We start from the raw sequence: 18,529 nt of genomic DNA on the forward strand, positions 1-18,529 counted from the left end.
AGTTAGCCACGAGCCACCAACATTTTAACTCATTTCCCCGCTGCGAGGAGGTCGGTTCTGCCTTCTACGCGGTCGAGGGCTTTCTTTACGATGGCGGCCAGGCCCTGCATCTTGATTTCCGGGATGGAGCAGACGCCGAGGCGGACGCCCTGGGCCAGGGGACCGGCAAAGACCAGGTCGGCTTCCAAGGCCTGACAGACGGCAGCCGATTGCTGCGTCGGAATGGAGATGAAGAAGCCGCCTTTATAGGGCACATACGGCAGGCCGCAGCGGTCGGCTTCATAGGTGAAGATGTCGGCACGGCGGCGCAGGCTCTTGGCAAAACTCATGCGTTCCAATTCGAGCTGGGCCATGAGGTCGCGGTCGCTGCGGATCTTGGTCAGGAGCGTCATGGCCGCGCGGTTGATGTTCGACCAGGCCGTGCGGGCCGAATATTTGCCCAGATTGGCGAACTCTTCGATAACGGCTTTGCTCGACGACAAGCCGACGAGAGCGCCGGCGCGCTGGCCATACATAGTATAGCCTTTGGACATGCTGAAGGCGAACATGGTAAAGATGTGTTCCGGAAGGCCGGCGAATTGTCTCATGAACGAGCGGACGCGGTCCTTTTCCCCGGCATAGGCGATATAGGCGATATCGACGAGGATACTGATGCGCTTGCCATTCTTTTCATGGAGGCGGCAGACTTCGAGGACATCGGCCCATTCGGCATCGGACAGGGCAAAGCCCGTCGGGTTGTTGGCCGGCGTGTTGAGGATGAGGAGCAGCGAATCCTGACGGCGCAGGATGTTGGAAACAGCAGCCGAGAACGCCGCCGTATTGAAATGGCCCTGGTCGTCCATCATCGAGAAGGTGTGCAGGTCGCGGCCGATTTCCTGGCACAGGCAGTCATAAATGTTCCAGCGCCAGTCCGTCGTCAGTACGGCATCGCCGACTTCTGAATAGTTGGCAATGGCGATATGGATGGCACCGGTACCACCGGACGTAGCCACAGCATCGACATAGCCATCGGGACGACAGCCTTCAAAGGTTTCGTCGATGACGGCCTGGCGATAGCCTTCCAGGCCCAGCGGCGGTGCATAGGTAATGAAATCGCTCATAGGCAGAGAGCGGTATAATTGTTCTACCACAGGCAGGCAAGCCAGTTTTTCATCGTCGCCGGCATAACAGCCGACGGTCGCATTGACGACCTTATCCGCCCCGTACTGCGCTGCCGCTTCCCGGGCTGCCGCTCCAGCGGCGAATACCACGTCACGTAATGTCTTACCTTCTCTGCTTGCTGCTGCCATAATCGTCATCGTAAAAAACCCCTCTCTGCATAATAGTTCGTGTTTAGTGGACACTTGTTCTCTCCAAATGTCCTGACGTCCTACATTATAGCACTGTGAAAAGAGTTTTTATATAGCGAAAAGCCTAAAATACTGTATACACAGCATGAATATTGTATACAATATTCATTTGTGGTCTTCGCTGTCGTGTCTGGCACCGGCATCGACGTGGAACGTCGCCTGTTTGATGCCCTTCATGGCCAGGAGCTGGCTGACGATTTCCGTTTCATCCATGTAATGAGCCGCCGTCAGTTCCAGGTCGATGTCGGCCAAGGGTGCATCGTCATCATTATGGGAATGGAAGGTCTTGATATGCATGTGGTGGTCATGGATAAAAGTCGAAAGTTTCCGGGCCTGGCCGATGTTGTTCTTCATGACCAGGTGCATGGCATAGCGCTTGCGGAAGTGCCCTTCCAGGCGGGCATCGAGGCGGACGAAGACGGTCAGGACCAGGAAAATCAGCGCCGTCGCCACACAGGCTATGACGAGATAGCCGGCACCGACGACGAGGCCGATGGCCGATACGGCCCATAAGCCGGCAGCCGTCGTCAGGCCGCGGACGCTGCGGTCTTTCTGGTTGGCCAGGATCGTACCGGCCCCGATGAAGCCGACGCCGGATACGACCTGAGCTGCAATCCGTTCCGGGTCGGAGTTATTATAGCCAAAGGTGAAGTAATAATCCATGGCAATATTGATAGATATGATCATGCACAGGCAGGAGCCGACACAGACCAGGGTATGTGTCCTGAGGCCTGCCGACTTGCTCTGGGCCTGTCGTTCATAACCGATGAGTCCGCCCAGGATGAGGGCCATAATCAGGCGGATGATGCTGTCTTCCGTAGAAATCATAGAGGCTCAACTTCTTTCAAAATAATTTTTACATCCGTTAAGAAAACGTTATAATGGTATTATAATATATAGATGCAGCAGAGAACAAGCAAAATGTTCTCCCCGCATCGGAGAAAGAAGGTCATGATCATGAACCGCTTCATTTGCTTTGATAATCTGCGCAGTGCCGCCGTCGTATTGACGCTGGCCGCTTTATTGCTACAATCCTGGACAGCCTTTTACGAAGAGAGTGCCGTCGTCGCCATTTCCATCGTCTTCTTCATCAGTGCCTACTTCGGAGCTTCGGCCCTGCGCATCCGCACGATATCGTTCTTCTTGAAAGATAAATGGAAACGTCTGGGCTGGCCGGGCCTCGTCTTAGTCCTCTTCGGCATCGAAGAACAGCTGGTCACATCAGCCCTGCCGGTCACGTCGTGGGTCCCGCTCTGGCTCTTCCTGCTCTTTGCCGGCTTGTCCCTGATCAAGCATGTCAACCATAAGGTCTTGCAGCACCGCATCGCCTCGAAGCCATCAGTTCCTTTCCTGCTGGGCTTCCTCGTCTTGCTGGCAGCCGCCCTCTTCCTCTGTCAGGCCTTCCTGCCTCAGTCCCTGGCCATCCCTTACATCGCCCGGATCCGCCCGGACTGGCTGGTCCTGTCCCTCTTTGCCTTTGCCCTAGGGGTCTACACCTTCCGCCATCGCTGGTTCACGCCGTCTGGCTATCAGCCTAAAAGCAGCAGCCTCTTCGGCTTCGCCATCATGGTCGGCGTCTATGCCGCCTGGATGCCCGGCAAGGGAGCCTCTATCCTGACAGCGCTGACGCCGGCTTTACTGCTCGTCGCCGCCGTCCTTGGCCTGACGGCCTGGTTCCATCAGCAGTTCGATAAGCACTCGGCCTGGTCCCACACGCTGCACCGCATTTCCTACGGCCTGTTCTTCGTCAGCGAACCGATCATCCTCCATTCGATGTGGTTCTTACAGCCCCTGGCCGTCGCCGTATGGCTCAAGGTCGTCATTACGGCCCTGGTCCTGGCCATCTACGGCTATCTGCTCTGCCGTTACGCCCTGTTCCACATCCCATGCTTTAAAAGCAAGGGATAATAGCTGGCGGACACTAGCCCCGGCAGGCCATCTGTGCTATGATAGATAGCAAGTTTGTTTCTTTACATTATCGATAAGGAGTGTGCCTACTTGGATACATTATTACAACTCATGGAATCGTACGGCTACATCGCGATGTTCGTGGCAATGGCATTGGAAAACGCCAATATCCCCATCCCCAGTGAAGTCGTACTCGGATTTGCAGGCTTCCTCATTTCCCAGCAAATCTTTTCATTCTGGACGACCTTTGCCGTAGCCTGCGTCGCCGGCCTCGTCGGCTCGGTCATCAGTTACTGGCTCGGCTCTTATGGCGGCCGGCCGCTCTTGTTAAAGTATGGCAAATACATCTTCTTCAACGAACGTAAATTCCGCATGGCCGAAGACTTGTTCAACAAGTACGGCGGCATTGCCGTCATCATCTGCCGCTGCCTGCCCGGCGTCCGCACGTTTATTTCCTTCCCGGCCGGCGTCGCCCGCTATCCTTTCTGGAAATTCGCCATCTTCACCGTCATCGGCACCATCCCCTGGACGCTGCTCCTCGTATGGGCCGGCTCCCTCCTGGGCAGTCACTGGCGGGACCTCATACAGTACAACCACATCTTCCTCATGGCCGTCATCGCCGTCTGTGTCGTCGCCACCGTCGTATTCGTATGGCATAGACGCCGCCGGAGAAATGCATCATGAAACAATGGTTCTTAACACATCGTTACGGCCTGACCGTCGCCTTAGTGGCAGCAATGATCTTGCTGCCATTTTTAGGTGCTGCCCCGCTCATGGACCCGGACGAACCGGTCTACGGCGAAACGGCGCGGGAAATGCTCCTGGCTGGGGATTGGCTGTCACCGCGCATCTTCGGCCAGTACTGGTACGATAAACCACCGCTCTTCTACTGGCTGGAAATGCTGTCGTACAGCTTTTTCGGCGTCTCTGACATCGCATCCCGCCTGCCCAGCGTCATCATGGCCATGGCAACGACGATGTACGTCTACGTCCAGGGGAAGGAATTATTCAATAAACCCATCGCCTTCCTGTCGGCCCTGTTCCTGGTGACCAGTGCCGGCTTCATGTATATCGGCAAGGCTGCCGTCACGGACATGACCCTCATGTTCACCCTGACCGTGACCATGGTTTCCTTTTACCGTAAAAACTATTATATAGCCTATATCTTCTGCGGCCTGTCGCTCCTGGCTAAAGGCCCTGTCGGCTACGCGTTCCCGGCGCTCATCATGCTCATTTATCTGGCCTGGACGCGGCAGTGGCCGCTCTTGAAGCATATGAAGATTCCCCAGGGCATCCTGCTGGCCTTCCTGGTCGGTCTCCCCTGGTATATCCTCATGTACCGGGTCCACGGCGAAGTCTTCCTGGACACCTTCATCGGCTATCACAACATCACCCGCTTCGCGGCGCCGGAACATCCGGGACAGAACAGTCTCTTCTTCTTCATCCCCATCCTCTTCGCCGCCATGATGCCCTGGACGGCGGCCCTGTTCCCGACAATCCGGCGGCTGTTCCACAAGCGGGACCCCTTCCGCGACATACTCCGGTTCTGCTTCGTCTGGGCGGCCTTTATCTTCGTCTTCTTCTCCCTCTCCAAGACCCAGCTGGTCACGTATATCGCCCCGATGTTCCCGCCGACGGCATATCTGTTGGGCTGGTACTGGTACCGCTGCTATATCGAGAGGAAATTTTCGCGGCCCTTGCTGGTATCCTTCTATATCCTGGGCCTGCTGCTGCTCGCCAGCAATGCCATCCCGCTCCACGAAAACGCCGCCTTTTTCCGACCGGCCATCGCCTGGGGTTCGGGCCTGCTGGCAGCGGCATTATTCCTCCCGGCCTGGTGTCTGTGGCGCCGCCGCTACCGGTCGGCTTTCGTGGCAGGCATCGTGATGATGATCTGTTTCTCCTGGGCGGCTTTCGGCTTCATCATCCCCCAGTTCAAAGGCCACGTCACATCTTACGAGACAGCCCAAATCCTGCCGGATGTCTATGACGGCCATTCCCCACTCTATATCGAAAAATTCCTGCGCCCGGGCATCGCCTATTACAGCGGCATGTACGGAACGGAATGGGGCCCCGTCAAGGACCCGGACCTGGAAGAATTGCTCGCAGAGAAGGATAAGATTTTCCTGGTCATGTCGAAATCGACCTTCCATAAGCTGGCCAAATCCCAGCAATTGATTGACCGCTTCGGTATCGCCGCCGAAACGCCGACACAAGTCATCCTCATCAACCATCCTTAGGAGGTGTCCCCATGAAACAGCGCACATTCCTGACCATCATCTTCGTGGCAGCATTCCTTTTCCTGGCCGTCGGCATATCTCAGCTGGCCGTCACGGACCCGGTCGAATCGAATTACGCCCTGACGGCACTGGAAATGGTCCGCAGCGGCAACTGGCTGTCCCCGCAGATTTACGGCACGTACTGGTATGATAAGCCCATTTTCCTGTACTGGCTCCTGAGCCTGTCTTACAGCCTCCTGGGGACGACGGATCTGGCAGCCCGCCTGCCAGCTGTCCTCTTCGGCACCGCTTCCTGCACCCTGGCTGCCTGGTTCGCCCTGCGCCAGACGGGCCGCCGCACGACAGCCATCCTCTTCGCCGCCATGACCGTGACATCCCTGATTTTCTGGTTCGTCAGCCGCTCCGTCATCACTGACCAGCCCTTGTATTTCTTCAGTGGCGCTACCTTGTTTTTCGCCTATATCGGCCTGACAGAAGGGAAGAAAGGCTATATGACAGGGGCTTACGTCATGGCTGCCGGTGCCGTCCTGACCAAGGGCCCGGTCGGCCTGGTCCTGCCCGGCCTGTTCCTGCTTCTCTTTACCGCCATCCAGCGCCGGCCCGATTACCTTAAAAGGCTGTTCCCGCCGGCAGGCATCGTGCTCTTCCTGCTCCTCTGCCTGATCTGGTATGGCCCCATGTACAGCCGCCATGGCATGGATTTCATCGATGGCCTGCTGGGCTTCAACAACGTCGTCCGGGCGACCGTATCGGAACATCCCGAATACGACGTCTGGTATTACTACCTCGTCCTCGTCCCAATCAGTCTCCTGCCCTGGACCGGCCCCTGCCTCTACGCCCTGTGGCGGCGGCGCAGTCATCACGATGAGTACGTATTCATGGCCATCTGGGCCCTCGGGACAATCCTGTTCTACAGCCTCATGGCAACGAAATACCCAACCTATGCCTATATCGCCAACTGGCCTCTCTTATACCTGGGCGCCCGCACGATGCAGGCCTGGCTCGACGAGGACGCCCGCTATGCCTGGCTGGCAGCCCTCATCCCGGCCTCCGTCTACAGCCTGCTCTTCGCCGTATTGGTGGCCTTTGCGGATAAAGCGCCTTTCCCCGTCCAAGGCCTGTTGCTGCTGACGGTATTCCTGGCCATCATGGCTATCCTGACCTGGCTGGCGTGGTGGCAGAAAGCCTATCTGGCCCTGCCCTTCTTCCTGATTACGACGACAGTCATCACCTACCTGATCGTGACCTTCCAGGTCCTGGTCCCCTTTTATCAATACCGGTCCGCCCAATCCCTGACCGTCCTGAACGATGCGGCCCCGGTCTATTTCTTTGAAGAGTACCGCACGTCCTATCCTTATTATACGGGACAGACGGCATACTGGACGGCACCGGCCGACTACGACGAAAATGCCCGGCTCCGGCGCGATGCCGTATGGGCTAAGAAACACGTCTACCCGACAGCTTCCGAAGACCAGGTGTTATCCAGCCTGAATCAGCACCAGAACCTGACCCTCGTCGTCCCGGAAGGGAAATATAAAGATTATAAAGCCTCGGAATTTTTCAGCCTGACCCGGAAAGTAGGCCGGATCGGCCCGTATTATATCTTCAAGCCCAGCCCTTAGGATAGGAGGATTTTCCATGGAAGAACTCATCGACAAACTCTGTGCCTACCATCATCCCGGCGTATTCAATCCCTGGTCCGAATATGACGTCTCCTGCGACATCAGTCCGGACGCGCCAGCCATCCGCTGCCAGCAGCTGCGGGAATATTTGGCGCCCCGCCTGACCCGGGCCCGCATCGTCCTCATCGCCGAAGCCGCCGGATACCAGGGCTGCCGCTTCACAGGCATCCCCATTACCTGCGAACGCATGCTCCTGGACGAACACAAACAGATACATGCTGACGTCATCCTGGGCCACCGCGGCCAGCGCACGAGCCGGCCCGACAGCGCCTTCATGACCAGCCGTCCTCAGCGGGAAAAAGGCATGAACGAGCCGACAGATACCTACGTCTGGGGAGCCATCGTCGACAACGGCCTGGACCCGCGCGACGTCTTATTATGGAATATCTTCCCCTTCCATCCCCACAAGACCTCGCCCTTCTCCAACCGCACGCCGACGGACAGTGAGCTGGCCGACGGCCTCGTGTACGCCAAAGCCCTGCTGAGCTACTGCCGGCCGGATATACGCCTGGCCGCCATCGGCAGGAAGTCAGCAGAAACCTTGCAGAATGCCGGCTTCCCGGCCATCGCCATGCGCCACCCGGCCAACGGCGGAGCCGGTCTTTTTCGGGAACAGTTCACACGTTTTTCTCGATAATTCCTTTAAAAAATCGGTAAAATTCGATTTTTACATTAAAATTGTCGGCGTTTCAGCAAAAACATTCAGAAAAATCATTGCATCGACTTCACAAATTGTTTATAATCATAGGTACACCACAGTATATACGAGCCTTCTCTCTCATACAGTGACGGCTCGTTTTTGTATACCCAAAGGGGGATTACGTATGAATAAAGAAATGCGCGATCTGCCGCGCCCGCAAGGCCTGTATGATCCGTCTTATGAACACGATGCCTGCGGCATCGGTATCGTTGCCAATATAAAGGGGAAAAAATCATACGGCATCATCGACGATGCCCTGACGATCCTGGAAAACCTCCGTCACCGCGGTGCCGAAGGGGCTGACGCCAACAGTGGCGACGGCGCCGGCATCCTGGTCCAGATTCCACACCAGTTCTTCAAGCGCGAATGTGAAGTCCTGGGCTTTTCCCTTCCTGACGAAGGTGAATACGGCGTCGGCATGATTTTTGCCCATCGTTATGAAACATTCCGTCATAAACAGATGGAAGCCTTTGAAGACATCGTCCGCTCCGAAGGCCTGTCCATCCTCGGCTGGCGCGATGTCCCTGTCGATGAAAGCCTGATCGGCAACATTGCCAAACAGACGTGTCCTCATTTCCTGCAGGTCTTCATCCGCAAGGACCCGACCATGAAGACCCAGATGGACTTTGAACGGAAATTATACATCATCCGCAAGCTGGCAGAAAAAGCCATCGTCCCGGAAAGCCAGAAAAACGGCACGGACTTCTACATCGCCAGCCTGTCATCGAAGACCATCGTCTATAAAGGCATGCTGACGTCCATGCAGCTGCGCCACTTCTTCCTCGACCTGTCGGACCTGGATTTCGTCACGTCCATGGCCCTCATCCATTCCCGTTTCAGTACCAATACCTTCCCCAGCTGGGCCCGGGCCCATCCGAACCGTTACATCGTCCACAACGGGGAAATCAACACCATCCAGGGCAACATCAACTGGCTCAACGCCCGTGAAGGCAAATCGAAATCGGACTTCTTCCCGGACATGGAAAAAGTCTTCCCCGTCGTCGACGATACGGGCAGCGACTCGTCCATGTTCGACAACTGCCTGGAATACCTGTACATGACAGGCCATTCCCTGCCCCATGCCATGATGATGATGATTCCGGAACCGTGGGAACGGGATCCGCTCATGAGCGACGAAAAGCGCGATTTCTACCGCTATCACAACTTCATGCTCGAACCGTGGGACGGCCCGGCTGCCATCGGCTTCTGCGACGGCACGGTCATCGGCGGCATGCTCGACCGCAACGGCCTGCGTCCGGCCCGTTACTATGTCACCCGCGACGACCGGGTCATCGTAAGTTCTGAAGTCGGCGTCGTCAACATCCCGCCGGAAGACGTCCTCTACAAGGGCCGCCTGGAACCGGGCAAGATGCTCCTCGTCGATACGCAGAAACAGCGCATCATCGACGACGACGAAATCAAGCACGAAATCGCGACGGAACACCCTTACGACGAATGGTATAAAGAACACATCGTCAACCTCGACGACCTCATGACGGGTCAGAACATCGCCAACAGCGATGCCATCATCCCTTATGACCTGAAGGAACAGGAAAAAGTCTTCGGCTATACCCAGGAAGATATGGACAAGGTCATCCTGCCCATGGCCCGCGATGCCCAGCACGCCATCGACTCCATGGGCGTCGACGTCCCCCTGGCCGTCCTCAACGACAAACCTCAGCTCCTCTACGATTACTTCAAGGAAAATTTCGCCCAAGTCACCAACCCGGCTATCGACGGTGTCCGCGAAAAGACGGTCATGTCGTCAGCTGTCATGGCCGGCAACGTCGCCAACATCATGGAACCGAACGAAGCGTCGACGGCAGCCTTGTACCTCAAAGGCCCGATTCTGACCAACGAACAGATGTCGGTCATCAAGTCCCTCATGACGCCGAAACTGCGGGCGGCTACGCTGTCCATGCTCTATCCCGTCAACAGCGGCTCTGAAGGCATGGAAACGGCCATCGAATCGCTCTGCATCGATGCCTTGAAGGCCATCAAGAACGGCGCCAACATCCTCGTCCTGTCCGACCGCGGAGTCAACTCGCGCATGGCCGCCATTCCGGCCCTCCTGGCCTCGGCAGCCCTGCACCATTATCTCATCGACAAGGGCGTCCGCTCCGACGTCGGCCTCATCCTGGAATCGGGCGAACCGCGCGAAGTCCATCATTTCTGTACCCTCATCGGCTACGGCATTACGGCCATCAACCCGTACATCGCCCTGGAATCCATCAAGGAACTCATTGCCAACAAGAAGCTCCAGAAAATCGATTACGAAACGGCCAAACAGAACTACATCGACGCCGCCGTCAAAGGCATCCTGGCCGTCATGTCCAAGATGGGCATTTCGACAGTCCACAGCTACCACGGCGCACAGATTTTTGAAGCCGTCGGCATCAAACAGGACCTGATCGACAAATATTTCTGCAACACGCCGTCCCGCATCGAAGGCCTGGGCATCGCTGAAATCGCCAAGGAAAACGTCCTGCGCCACCAAGAAGCGTACAGCACGGGAGATAAACTGGAACGGGGCGACTTCTACCAGTACCACAAGGGCGGCCAGCCGCACATCATCGACCCGGAAACGGTCCAGCTCCTGCAGAAAGCCGTCCAGACCGGCGACTACGCAACGTATAAAAAATACGCCGACCATGTCAACCGTCAGACCATTTTCCGCCTGCGCGACCTCCTGGACTTTGAATATCCTGCCGGCAGCAGCATCCCTATCGAAGAAGTCGAACCTGTCGATTCCATCGTCAAGCGCTTCCGCACGGGTGCCATGAGTTACGGCGCCCTCAGCAAGGAAGCCCATGAATGTGTCGCTACGGCCATGAACCGCCTGGGCGGCATGAGCAATACCGGCGAAGGCGGCGAAGACTCGGCCCGTTTCGATACGGAAACGAACGACCGCATCAAACAGGTCGCATCGGCCCGTTTCGGCGTCACCAGCGACTACCTCATCCACGCCGATGAATTGCAGATCAAGTGCTCCCAAGGGGCTAAACCGGGCGAAGGCGGCCATCTGCCGGGCAATAAAGTCTATCCGGATATCGCCAAGACCCGTCATGCTACGACAGGCGTCGCCCTCATCTCGCCTCCGCCGCATCACGATATTTACTCCATCGAAGACCTGGCCGAACTCATCTTTGACCTCAAGAATGCCAACCGCAAGGCTACGATTGGCGTCAAACTGACGTCCGGAGCCGGCATCGGCACGATTGCCGCCGGTGTCGTCAAAGCCAAGGCCGACGATATCGTTGTCAGCGGTTACGACGGCGGGACCGGCGCTTCGCCGCGGACGAGCCTGCGCCATGCCGGCCTGCCCTGGGAAATTGGCCTGTCCGAAGTCCAGCAGACGCTGCTCCTCAACCGCCTGCGCGACCGCGTCACCCTGGAAGTCGACGGCAAACTGCTCACAGGCCGCGACGTCGCCATTGCCGCCCTCTTCGGCGCTGAAGTCTTCGGCTTCGGTACGGCACCGCTCCTGGCCATCGGCTGCCATATGCTGCGCGTCTGCCACCTCAACACCTGCCCGTACGGCGTCTGCACGCAGGATGAAAAACTGCGCAAACGCTTCAAGGGCAAACCGGAATATATCATCAACTTCATGCGCTTCGTCGCACAGGACCTGCGGGAAATCATGGCCCGCCTGGGCTTCCATACCATCGACGAAATGGTCGGCCGCTATGACTGCCTGAAACAGCGCGATCACTTCGGCAACTGGAAAGCCAAGACGGTCAACTTGAAGAACCTCCTGTACCGTCCGTACACGGATGCGTCGGTCGGCCAGCATTTCACGACGCCCCAGAACCACAAGATCAATACGACCTTGGATATGTCCAAACTGATCCGCATGTGCCGGCCGGCCCTGGAAGAACAGAAACATATCCGGGCCCGCCTGCGCATCAAGAATACCGACCGCGTCACCGGGACCATCCTGGGCAGTGAAATCACCAAGCGCTACGGCGAAAAAGGCCTGGCCGAAGACACGATCATCTTGTCCTTCGTCGGCTCTGCCGGCCAGAGCTTCGGCGCCTTCATCCCTTGTGGCCTGACGCTGACCCTGGAAGGCGATGCCAACGACTACCTGGGCAAAGGCCTGTCGGGCGGCAAGATCATCGTATCGCCGCCGCGGGAATCGGTATTCCCTGCCGAAGATAACATCATCATCGGCAACGTCGCCTTCTACGGTGCCACCAGCGGCGAAGCCTACATCAACGGCACAGCCGGTGAACGCTTCTGCGTCCGCAACAGCGGCATCAGTGCCGTCGTCGAAGGCGTCGGCAACCACGGCTGCGAATACATGACCGGCGGCCGGGTCCTCATCCTCGGCCAGACAGGGCGCAACTTTGCAGCCGGCATGTCCGGCGGCATCGCCTACGTCTACGACTTGGACCCGAATAAATGCAACACCGACCTGGTCAAACTGGAACCGCTCACCGACGACGACGAAAAAGCGGCTGTCAAAGCCATGCTGGAAAAACACGTCCACTACACGGACAGCAATCTGGGCCACATCCTCTTGGAAAACTGGGACGACACCGTCACTCACCTGACCAAAGTCATTCCTGAAGCCTATGAAGAAATGGTCGCCCTCATCGCCCAGGCAGAAGCCGAAGGCCATACCGACCAAGAAGCACACATGATTGCTTTTGAAAAGAAACACGGAAAGAAATAAAAAAAAGGGCTTGTCGCACGCGCGATAAGCCTTTTTTTCGTAGGGGCCGTCCCAAAGGGCGGCCCGTTGTGGTTCGTGATAAAGTGAAGGAGCACCCAAAGGCTCCCCTTCATAGGGGAGCTGGCCGCCAACGGCGGTCTGAGAGGTTCTTCTGAAAAGGTTGGCATCGGCCGCCTGACCCCTGGTGGGTTCGCGTGCTCCACTCCTCTTGCCGAGAGTGCCATTTGCTGGCGTGCTGAAACTCGCTATGCTCAAACAAAGCAGCACGCCGGACGCAAATAGCACGCACGGCATCCTGCACGGTCAATAATGACCGTGCGGACCGAGGTCGTTCCCGCAATGTCACCCACCAGGGGCCAGGCAGCCGATTGCTTCATCATTCCGAAAACTGAACTATATACTATAAAATATAATGAATACTAATAAGACAGAATACAAATCATTGTTTTTATTATGTAACTAAGTTGAGATAATTGAATATTTTATCTATAATTAAAATAAAGGAGTTGACTGCCATGAACATAAACAAAAATGCACTTATCGCTGTTATATTAATAGCTGGCCCAGCTTTTCTCATATGGCCAAATAGCACAGGTGGGGCTGCTATTTGGACTATTAACGGATTCTTAGCTTTAATTCCATCTATCAAAGCAGCCCGCAAAGGCCGTGATTTTATCCCCTGGCTAGTATATAGTATGGTATTTTGGCTAATCGCTTTAATCCACAGCTGTATCATCAGCGATAACGACAAAGCAAAACAGGAAAAAGGATGGCACAAGTGTCCATATTGTGGTGAATACAGTCGCCCAGAAGCTATTGTCTGCCATTGTTGTGGTAAGACGTTGATTCCCTAATTCGTTAATGGCTTTATTATACTTATCGATAAAGAAAAGAGGTAAGATTTTATGAAAAAATTCCATAATTTAAAGTACTCATTAATGGCATTTCTTATATTTTCCATTATCGTACCTATGGTATTATCTCAAGCGCAGGTAAGTAAAGGTGCTGATTTTTATATTTTATACTGGCTATTTTCAGTAATGGCTCTACTTCCAGCTAATATTGCCTACAGGAAAGGCCGCGATTTTGCGATATGGTATATTTACGGACTATGTTTTTGGTTGATAGCTTTTATTCATTGTCTAATTATTAAAGATAACGATATCGCTAAGGAAATAAAGGGATGGCGTAAATGCCCTTATTGCGGTGAATATAGTAAACCAGAAGCTATTGTCTGCCATTGTTGTGGTAAACCATTAAATTGATTGCGAGGTGTAATTATGGATACTCCGTTACGTAAAACATTGAAGGGCGTATGGGTATGTGTTGTATTATGCTTGATTGGAGCATTTTTAGGTGAAGACGCTTTAACTATAACAATAGTATCAGGTCCTTTAGCCTTAATACCTGCTAATATCGCTTATCGAAAGGGCCGTAATTTTTGGAAATGGTTCGCTTATGGGTTCTTCTTGTGGATTATTGCAATAATTCATAGTATAGTTATCAAGGACAATGACGCCATAAAAATTGCAAATGGATGGCATAAATGCCCATATTGCGGTGAATACAGTCGTCCAGAAGCTATTGTTTGCCACTGTTGTGGCCGTGACTTATTCTGATTCATATTATTTATCCTTATTTTCCTTAACATCATCCATTTCAAATTAAGCTAACATTGGTTTGACGGCTAAAGGGAAGGAGGATGTAACCACTATGTGCAACTTAGGTGAAGGACTCTATGAAAGAGCCATGGAAAAAGGCATGGAAAGAGGCGTTGAACAAGAAAAGCGAAATTCTGAGCGGAAAGACCGGGAAGCAGCGCTCGAAATGATTAAAGACGGGTTGTCCTTTGAGCAAATTGCCCGGTACATGAAACTTTCTATCAAAGCAGTTGCTGAAATTGCCCAAAAAAATAAATTGATATGATGTATCTCAAAGGGCTTGTCGCATGATGACAAGCCCCTTTTTCGACAGCGGGCGCCCTACGTGGCGCTCCTACAGGGAATACCGCTTGAAAGCGGTATTCCCTTGCACCCCTTCCTCACCTCGTGTATACTTAGGATAATATGATTGCCCCAGGCAGAGGAGGTCTTAGTATGACAAAAACGCAGCATGGTATTGTGGCTTGTGTCATCGGTGCGACGACGTGGGGGTTCAATGGCGTTGTCAGTCAGTTCCTGCTCTCTCATTATCCTGTCGAGCCGTCCTGGCTGGCGTCGATACGCATGTGCCTGGCCGGGTTGTTCCTGACGCTCATGGTACTGCCGACGAAGCGGGCCGAGATACGCCAGATGCTGCATGACCCGGTCAGTCTGCGCCACTTGGTCCTGTTTGCCCTATTCGGCCTCATCTTGAGCCAGTTCTCGTATTTATCGGCCATAAAGAACTCGAACGCCGGCACGGAGACGGTCCTGCAGACCCTGAGTGTCGTCCTCATGTCGCTCTATTTAGCCGTCCGCTTCCATAAACGGCCGACAGGGCGGGAAATCCTGTCGGTCTTCCTGGCCTTTGGCGGCGTCTACCTGGCTGCGACCAACGGCAACCCGTCGACGATGGTCATTTCTCCGTTAGGCCTGACCTGGGGCCTCATCGGCGCCATCGCCTGTGTCACCTATCCTGTCCCAGGGGCTGGCAGCTCATTGGGGAGCGGCCGTTGCCAACGGCCTGGGCATGATCATCGGCGGCGTTTTTCTCAGTCTGACCCTGCAGGTCTGGACGATCTGGCCCGCATTGGACCTGACGGGCTGGCTGGCTGTTGCCTTTATCGTCATCATCGGCACGGCCCTGTCTTTTACGGCTTTTGTCACGGGTATCAGTGAAATCGGGCCGATGAAGGCGACTCTCCTGGGCACGCTGGAACCGGTCGTCGCTTCAGTGACTTCGGCCATCGCCTTGGGTACGACGTTCCATACGGTTGAACTCATCGGCTATGCCTGTATCATCGCTACGGTCTTCATTATCATCTTGCAGAAGAAACCAGCTATTTCGTAATACGTACTTTTCGTGTATAATAAGAGATGAATGAATAATGTTTTTTTCATCTTTTGAGAAAGGTGTGTTACTATGATTATTGATGATGCCGGCGGCCTCGTCTTCCGCCCGCCCAGTGAAGCCCGCAGCTTCATCCTGCGCGTTACTATCGGCTGTTCCCACAATACCTGCCGTTTCTGCGATATGTACAAAGCGTCTAAATTCCGCATCCGTCCCATGGAAGAAATAGAAGGGATCATCGAGCGCGGCGCCTATGCCATGCCCTTCATCCGCCGGATTTTCCTGGCTGATGGCGATGCCCTGGTCCTGCCGACGGACAAACTCGTAGCTATCATGCAGAAATGCTACGAAAAATTCCCCAATCTGAACCGTATCGGTGCCTATGCGACTCCGGCTGACCTGGTCCGCAAGACGCCGGAAGAATTGAAGCGCCTCCGCGAAGCGGGCCTGGCCATCGTCTACATGGGCATTGAAAGCGGAGACGACGAAGTCTTGAAACTCGTCGATAAAGGGACGACGGCAGCCCTGACCATCGAAGCCGGGAAAAAAGCCCTGGCAGCAGGCATGAAGCTGTCGACGATGATTCTCCTCGGCCTGGGCGGCCAGGAACGGACCAAGGAACATGCCCTGCATACGGCCCAGGTCGTATCGGCCATCAACCCGACTATGCTCAGCGCCTTGTCGCTCATTATTCCCCGCGAAGTACCGCTCTACCAGGATGTCGTCAATGGAACGTTTACCCCCCTGACAGCGCGAGGCTTCCTCCAGGAACTGGACATGATCCTGCGCCATACGGAAATGACCAAGCCCTGCATCTTCCGCAGTAACCACGTTTCCAATCTCCTGCCTGTCGGCGGCACCCTGCCGATGGATAAGGAAAAAATGCTGGCCACTTTGGAACGCTACATCCCGCAAGTCGACGACACGCTGCCGCTCTTAAACGATAACGGCAATTTCTGATTTTTTGCTGGAGGTGTTGCCTCGTGAAAAAACTCTGTCTTTTGCTCTTCTTCTGCATCCTGTCGATTACAACGGTCTTTGCCGACGGCCCGCGCTTCAATAACATGCGCACTGTCGTCATTGCCGATACGACACAGGACAGCTACGCCGCCCGTTTCATGAAAAACCGGCTGAAACAGCCGTTCCGCATCCCCTACTGGGACCGCATCGAAACGGATACAGCTCTGTCGCCGTCTGACGTCAACATCGACACGATGCGCGCCCTTTCGGCCCAGTATAAAGCCGACGTCGTCCTGGTCCCCGTCGTCCAGACCTGGTACTGGCGGCAGCACATGGCCGGGCTCTGGCGCTATGATGATGACGAAATCATCACGGAATGTCTCTATCACCTGATGGTATACGCCTACGATAAGCGGACCGATACCTTCAAGAGCTACAGCGACAAAGGCCGTGAAATCGAATCGGCATCTATCCTGAACGACCCCAAGGAAATCCTGACGGAATCTATGGACCGCATTATGAAAAAGCTGCCCTATAAGCGCATCCCGACGGATATCGAAGACGTCGCAACGGGTGGAACATCCTTGCAGACCAAAACGACCGAAGGCGGGGCTAAGATACTGACCAACACCTTCCCGCAGGCCATTTGAATTTAGTGGCTCGTGGCTCGTAAAAAAAGGGGCTGTCGCATGTGCGACAGCCCCTTTTTTGAGTTTTAAGTTTGTAGTTTTTAGTTTGCAGAAAATGGTAAAAAATTTAAAACCTGCTTCTACAAACTACAAACTCCAGGCTACAAACTATAAAGTAAAAGGTACCTTGCATGATGGCAAAAACCTTCGTGCGACAATCCCTCACGAACTTTTATCCCAAAGGTTTCCTATTTCATGCAGGCTGGTTTCTGCTTTTTGGTTATCGAAGGGTTCGCAGTGGACGCGGTTGCGTCCGGCTTCTTTGGCTTGATAGAGGAAACGGTCGGCTAAGGCGAACATCTTCCGCAGGTCGACGGCACCCTGGCAGAGGCCCCACGTATAGCCGCCGCTCATCGTCGGCTGGCGGGTCAAATCGTCAAAGGGCAAGTCCTTCAAGTGCCGCTGGAACCGCTCTACATCGTCCTGGAACGAAGGTTGATTCCGAAATGACAAAATCAGGAATTCATCGCCTCCATAGCGGTAGACACAATCATCCGGGAAGATATGGCACAAAAGCCGGCTGATGCCGGACAGGATATCATCGCCGAGTACATGGCCATAGGTATCATTGAAAAATTTAAACCGGTCGATGTCGCAAATCATGACACAAATCGTCTGTCCTAAATACTGTTCAAAATCTTCCCGCAGGGCTTCGCGGTTCAGCAGCCCGGTCAGCTCATCGGTCCGGCTCCGCTGGTAAAACTCTCTTCATTACTGGACCGGAGGTGCATGCGTATCTGGGCAAAAGCCAGGGCCAGATGGCGCCGCGAAAAGATGATGACCAGACAAACCAGATAAAAGAGGACGATATCGTATTGGTCCTGCCAGGCAATCTGATGACCTGTCATGGCGATGACGGCAAGGTCGTGACCAGATTGACGGCGACGATGGGAAACAAAACCTTGAGGTTATCGTAAATGGGCAGCAAATAGACCAGGATGAGCATGAGCAGGTATTCAAAGAAGAAACTGCTCCCGTCCTGGGTGCTGAAAAAAGTCAGGCACGCCAGGGATGAATTGATGAACAAAAAGATATAGACCAGATTTTCTAATATCTTTTCATTGCGGACCGCTCCGTGCAGACATCGGTAGAAACCGGCAAAAAAGAGGACATTGACGCTAAAAATGATTCCATAGACTGCCGTTGCATTGATAGCCGGCAAGACGGCTCCGGCTGCATTGGGCGCATACGTACCGATGACCCCGGTCAGGGCGATGATGCACAGGAGGCAGGAAATGAAACTGCAGGCATAGAGATTATCCCGTATTTTCCGTTTCCTGAATTCCGGATCCGCCAAAATAGCCTGGATATCACCAAATGGCCCATGAAATA

The 18,529-nt window shown here is 54.5% G+C and carries 18 protein-coding genes and 1 pseudogene; 14 read left to right on the forward strand and 5 right to left on the reverse strand.

The window, feature by feature from the left end:
- Positions 1 to 29: 29 nt before the first annotated feature.
- Positions 30 to 1,298 (reverse strand): pyridoxal phosphate-dependent aminotransferase, encoded by a 1,269-nt coding sequence (locus ACFWUB_RS05020; protein ID WP_020723776.1) that lies wholly within the window; start codon positions 1,296 to 1,298, stop codon positions 30 to 32.
- A gap of 156 nt (positions 1,299 to 1,454) precedes the next feature.
- Positions 1,455 to 2,177, reverse strand: a complete 723-nt coding sequence (locus ACFWUB_RS05025; protein WP_020309691.1) for an MgtC/SapB family protein — start codon at positions 2,175 to 2,177, stop codon at positions 1,455 to 1,457.
- A 129-nt stretch (positions 2,178 to 2,306) separates the two neighbouring features.
- On the opposite strand from ACFWUB_RS05025, the gene ACFWUB_RS05030 reads away from it, so the two are divergent.
- From ACFWUB_RS05030 to ACFWUB_RS05095, 14 genes and pseudogenes are all read left to right on the forward strand, one after another.
- Positions 2,307 to 3,257, forward strand: coding sequence for a hypothetical protein (locus ACFWUB_RS05030; protein ID WP_020309690.1), 951 nt, complete (start codon positions 2,307 to 2,309; stop codon positions 3,255 to 3,257).
- A 90-nt stretch (positions 3,258 to 3,347) separates the two neighbouring features.
- Complete coding sequence (locus tag ACFWUB_RS05035; protein ID WP_292106054.1) at positions 3,348 to 3,941, forward strand: DedA family protein; 594 nt, start codon at positions 3,348 to 3,350, stop codon at positions 3,939 to 3,941.
- On the forward strand, positions 3,938 to 5,497 hold the full coding sequence (locus ACFWUB_RS05040) for an ArnT family glycosyltransferase (protein WP_292106052.1): 1,560 nt from the start codon (positions 3,938 to 3,940) through the stop codon (positions 5,495 to 5,497). The genes ACFWUB_RS05035 and ACFWUB_RS05040 overlap by 4 nt, the downstream gene beginning before the upstream one ends.
- Before the next feature lie 11 nt (positions 5,498 to 5,508).
- A complete protein-coding gene (locus ACFWUB_RS05045) occupies positions 5,509 to 7,119 on the forward strand; it encodes an ArnT family glycosyltransferase (RefSeq protein ID WP_416184325.1) in 1,611 nt (536 codons plus the stop codon).
- A 16-nt stretch (positions 7,120 to 7,135) separates the two neighbouring features.
- Positions 7,136 to 7,816 (forward strand): uracil-DNA glycosylase, encoded by a 681-nt coding sequence (locus ACFWUB_RS05050; protein WP_292106047.1) that lies wholly within the window; start codon positions 7,136 to 7,138, stop codon positions 7,814 to 7,816.
- 187 nt (positions 7,817 to 8,003) lie between these two features.
- Positions 8,004 to 12,557 (forward strand): glutamate synthase large subunit, encoded by a 4,554-nt coding sequence (gltB, locus tag ACFWUB_RS05055; protein ID WP_416184326.1) that lies wholly within the window; start codon positions 8,004 to 8,006, stop codon positions 12,555 to 12,557.
- A gap of 515 nt (positions 12,558 to 13,072) precedes the next feature.
- On the forward strand, positions 13,073 to 13,411 hold the full coding sequence (locus ACFWUB_RS05060) for a hypothetical protein (RefSeq protein WP_337544408.1): 339 nt from the start codon (positions 13,073 to 13,075) through the stop codon (positions 13,409 to 13,411).
- Between the two features lie 51 nt (positions 13,412 to 13,462).
- On the forward strand, positions 13,463 to 13,822 hold the full coding sequence (locus tag ACFWUB_RS05065; RefSeq protein ID WP_337544410.1) for a hypothetical protein: 360 nt from the start codon (positions 13,463 to 13,465) through the stop codon (positions 13,820 to 13,822).
- A 15-nt stretch (positions 13,823 to 13,837) separates the two neighbouring features.
- A complete protein-coding gene (locus tag ACFWUB_RS05070) occupies positions 13,838 to 14,176 on the forward strand; it encodes a hypothetical protein (RefSeq protein ID WP_337544412.1) in 339 nt (112 codons plus the stop codon).
- Positions 14,177 to 14,270: 94 nt separating this feature from the next.
- Positions 14,271 to 14,483 (forward strand): hypothetical protein, encoded by a 213-nt coding sequence (locus ACFWUB_RS05075; protein WP_416184327.1) that lies wholly within the window; start codon positions 14,271 to 14,273, stop codon positions 14,481 to 14,483.
- Between the two features lie 170 nt (positions 14,484 to 14,653).
- A pseudogene (locus tag ACFWUB_RS05080) lies at positions 14,654 to 15,025 on the forward strand (EamA family transporter); the annotation flags it as partial.
- A gap of 136 nt (positions 15,026 to 15,161) precedes the next feature.
- Complete coding sequence (locus tag ACFWUB_RS05085; protein ID WP_292299403.1) at positions 15,162 to 15,548, forward strand: DMT family transporter; 387 nt, start codon at positions 15,162 to 15,164, stop codon at positions 15,546 to 15,548.
- A 72-nt stretch (positions 15,549 to 15,620) separates the two neighbouring features.
- Complete coding sequence (locus ACFWUB_RS05090) at positions 15,621 to 16,508, forward strand: radical SAM protein (RefSeq protein ID WP_292108057.1); 888 nt, start codon at positions 15,621 to 15,623, stop codon at positions 16,506 to 16,508.
- A gap of 23 nt (positions 16,509 to 16,531) precedes the next feature.
- Positions 16,532 to 17,158, forward strand: a complete 627-nt coding sequence (locus ACFWUB_RS05095) for a hypothetical protein (RefSeq protein WP_416184328.1) — start codon at positions 16,532 to 16,534, stop codon at positions 17,156 to 17,158.
- Between the two features lie 201 nt (positions 17,159 to 17,359).
- On the opposite strand, the gene ACFWUB_RS05100 is transcribed toward ACFWUB_RS05095, so the two are convergent.
- From ACFWUB_RS05100 to ACFWUB_RS05110, 3 genes are read right to left on the reverse strand one after another with little or no spacing between them, the layout of a single operon-like run.
- Positions 17,360 to 17,872 (reverse strand): GGDEF domain-containing protein, encoded by a 513-nt coding sequence (locus ACFWUB_RS05100; RefSeq protein WP_416184388.1) that lies wholly within the window; start codon positions 17,870 to 17,872, stop codon positions 17,360 to 17,362.
- The gene (locus tag ACFWUB_RS05105) at positions 17,869 to 18,045 is read right to left on the reverse strand and encodes a hypothetical protein (RefSeq protein ID WP_416184329.1); all 177 of its coding nucleotides are present in this window, start codon (positions 18,043 to 18,045) and stop codon (positions 17,869 to 17,871) included. The genes ACFWUB_RS05100 and ACFWUB_RS05105 overlap by 4 nt, the downstream gene beginning before the upstream one ends.
- Positions 18,042 to 18,494, reverse strand: a complete 453-nt coding sequence (locus ACFWUB_RS05110; protein WP_416184330.1) for a hypothetical protein — start codon at positions 18,492 to 18,494, stop codon at positions 18,042 to 18,044. The genes ACFWUB_RS05105 and ACFWUB_RS05110 overlap by 4 nt, the downstream gene beginning before the upstream one ends.
- Positions 18,495 to 18,529 lie beyond the last annotated feature (35 nt).

This window comes from Megasphaera sp. (assembly GCF_047831605.1).
GTDB classification, from domain to species: domain Bacteria; phylum Bacillota; class Negativicutes; order Veillonellales; family Megasphaeraceae; genus Megasphaera; species Megasphaera intestinihominis.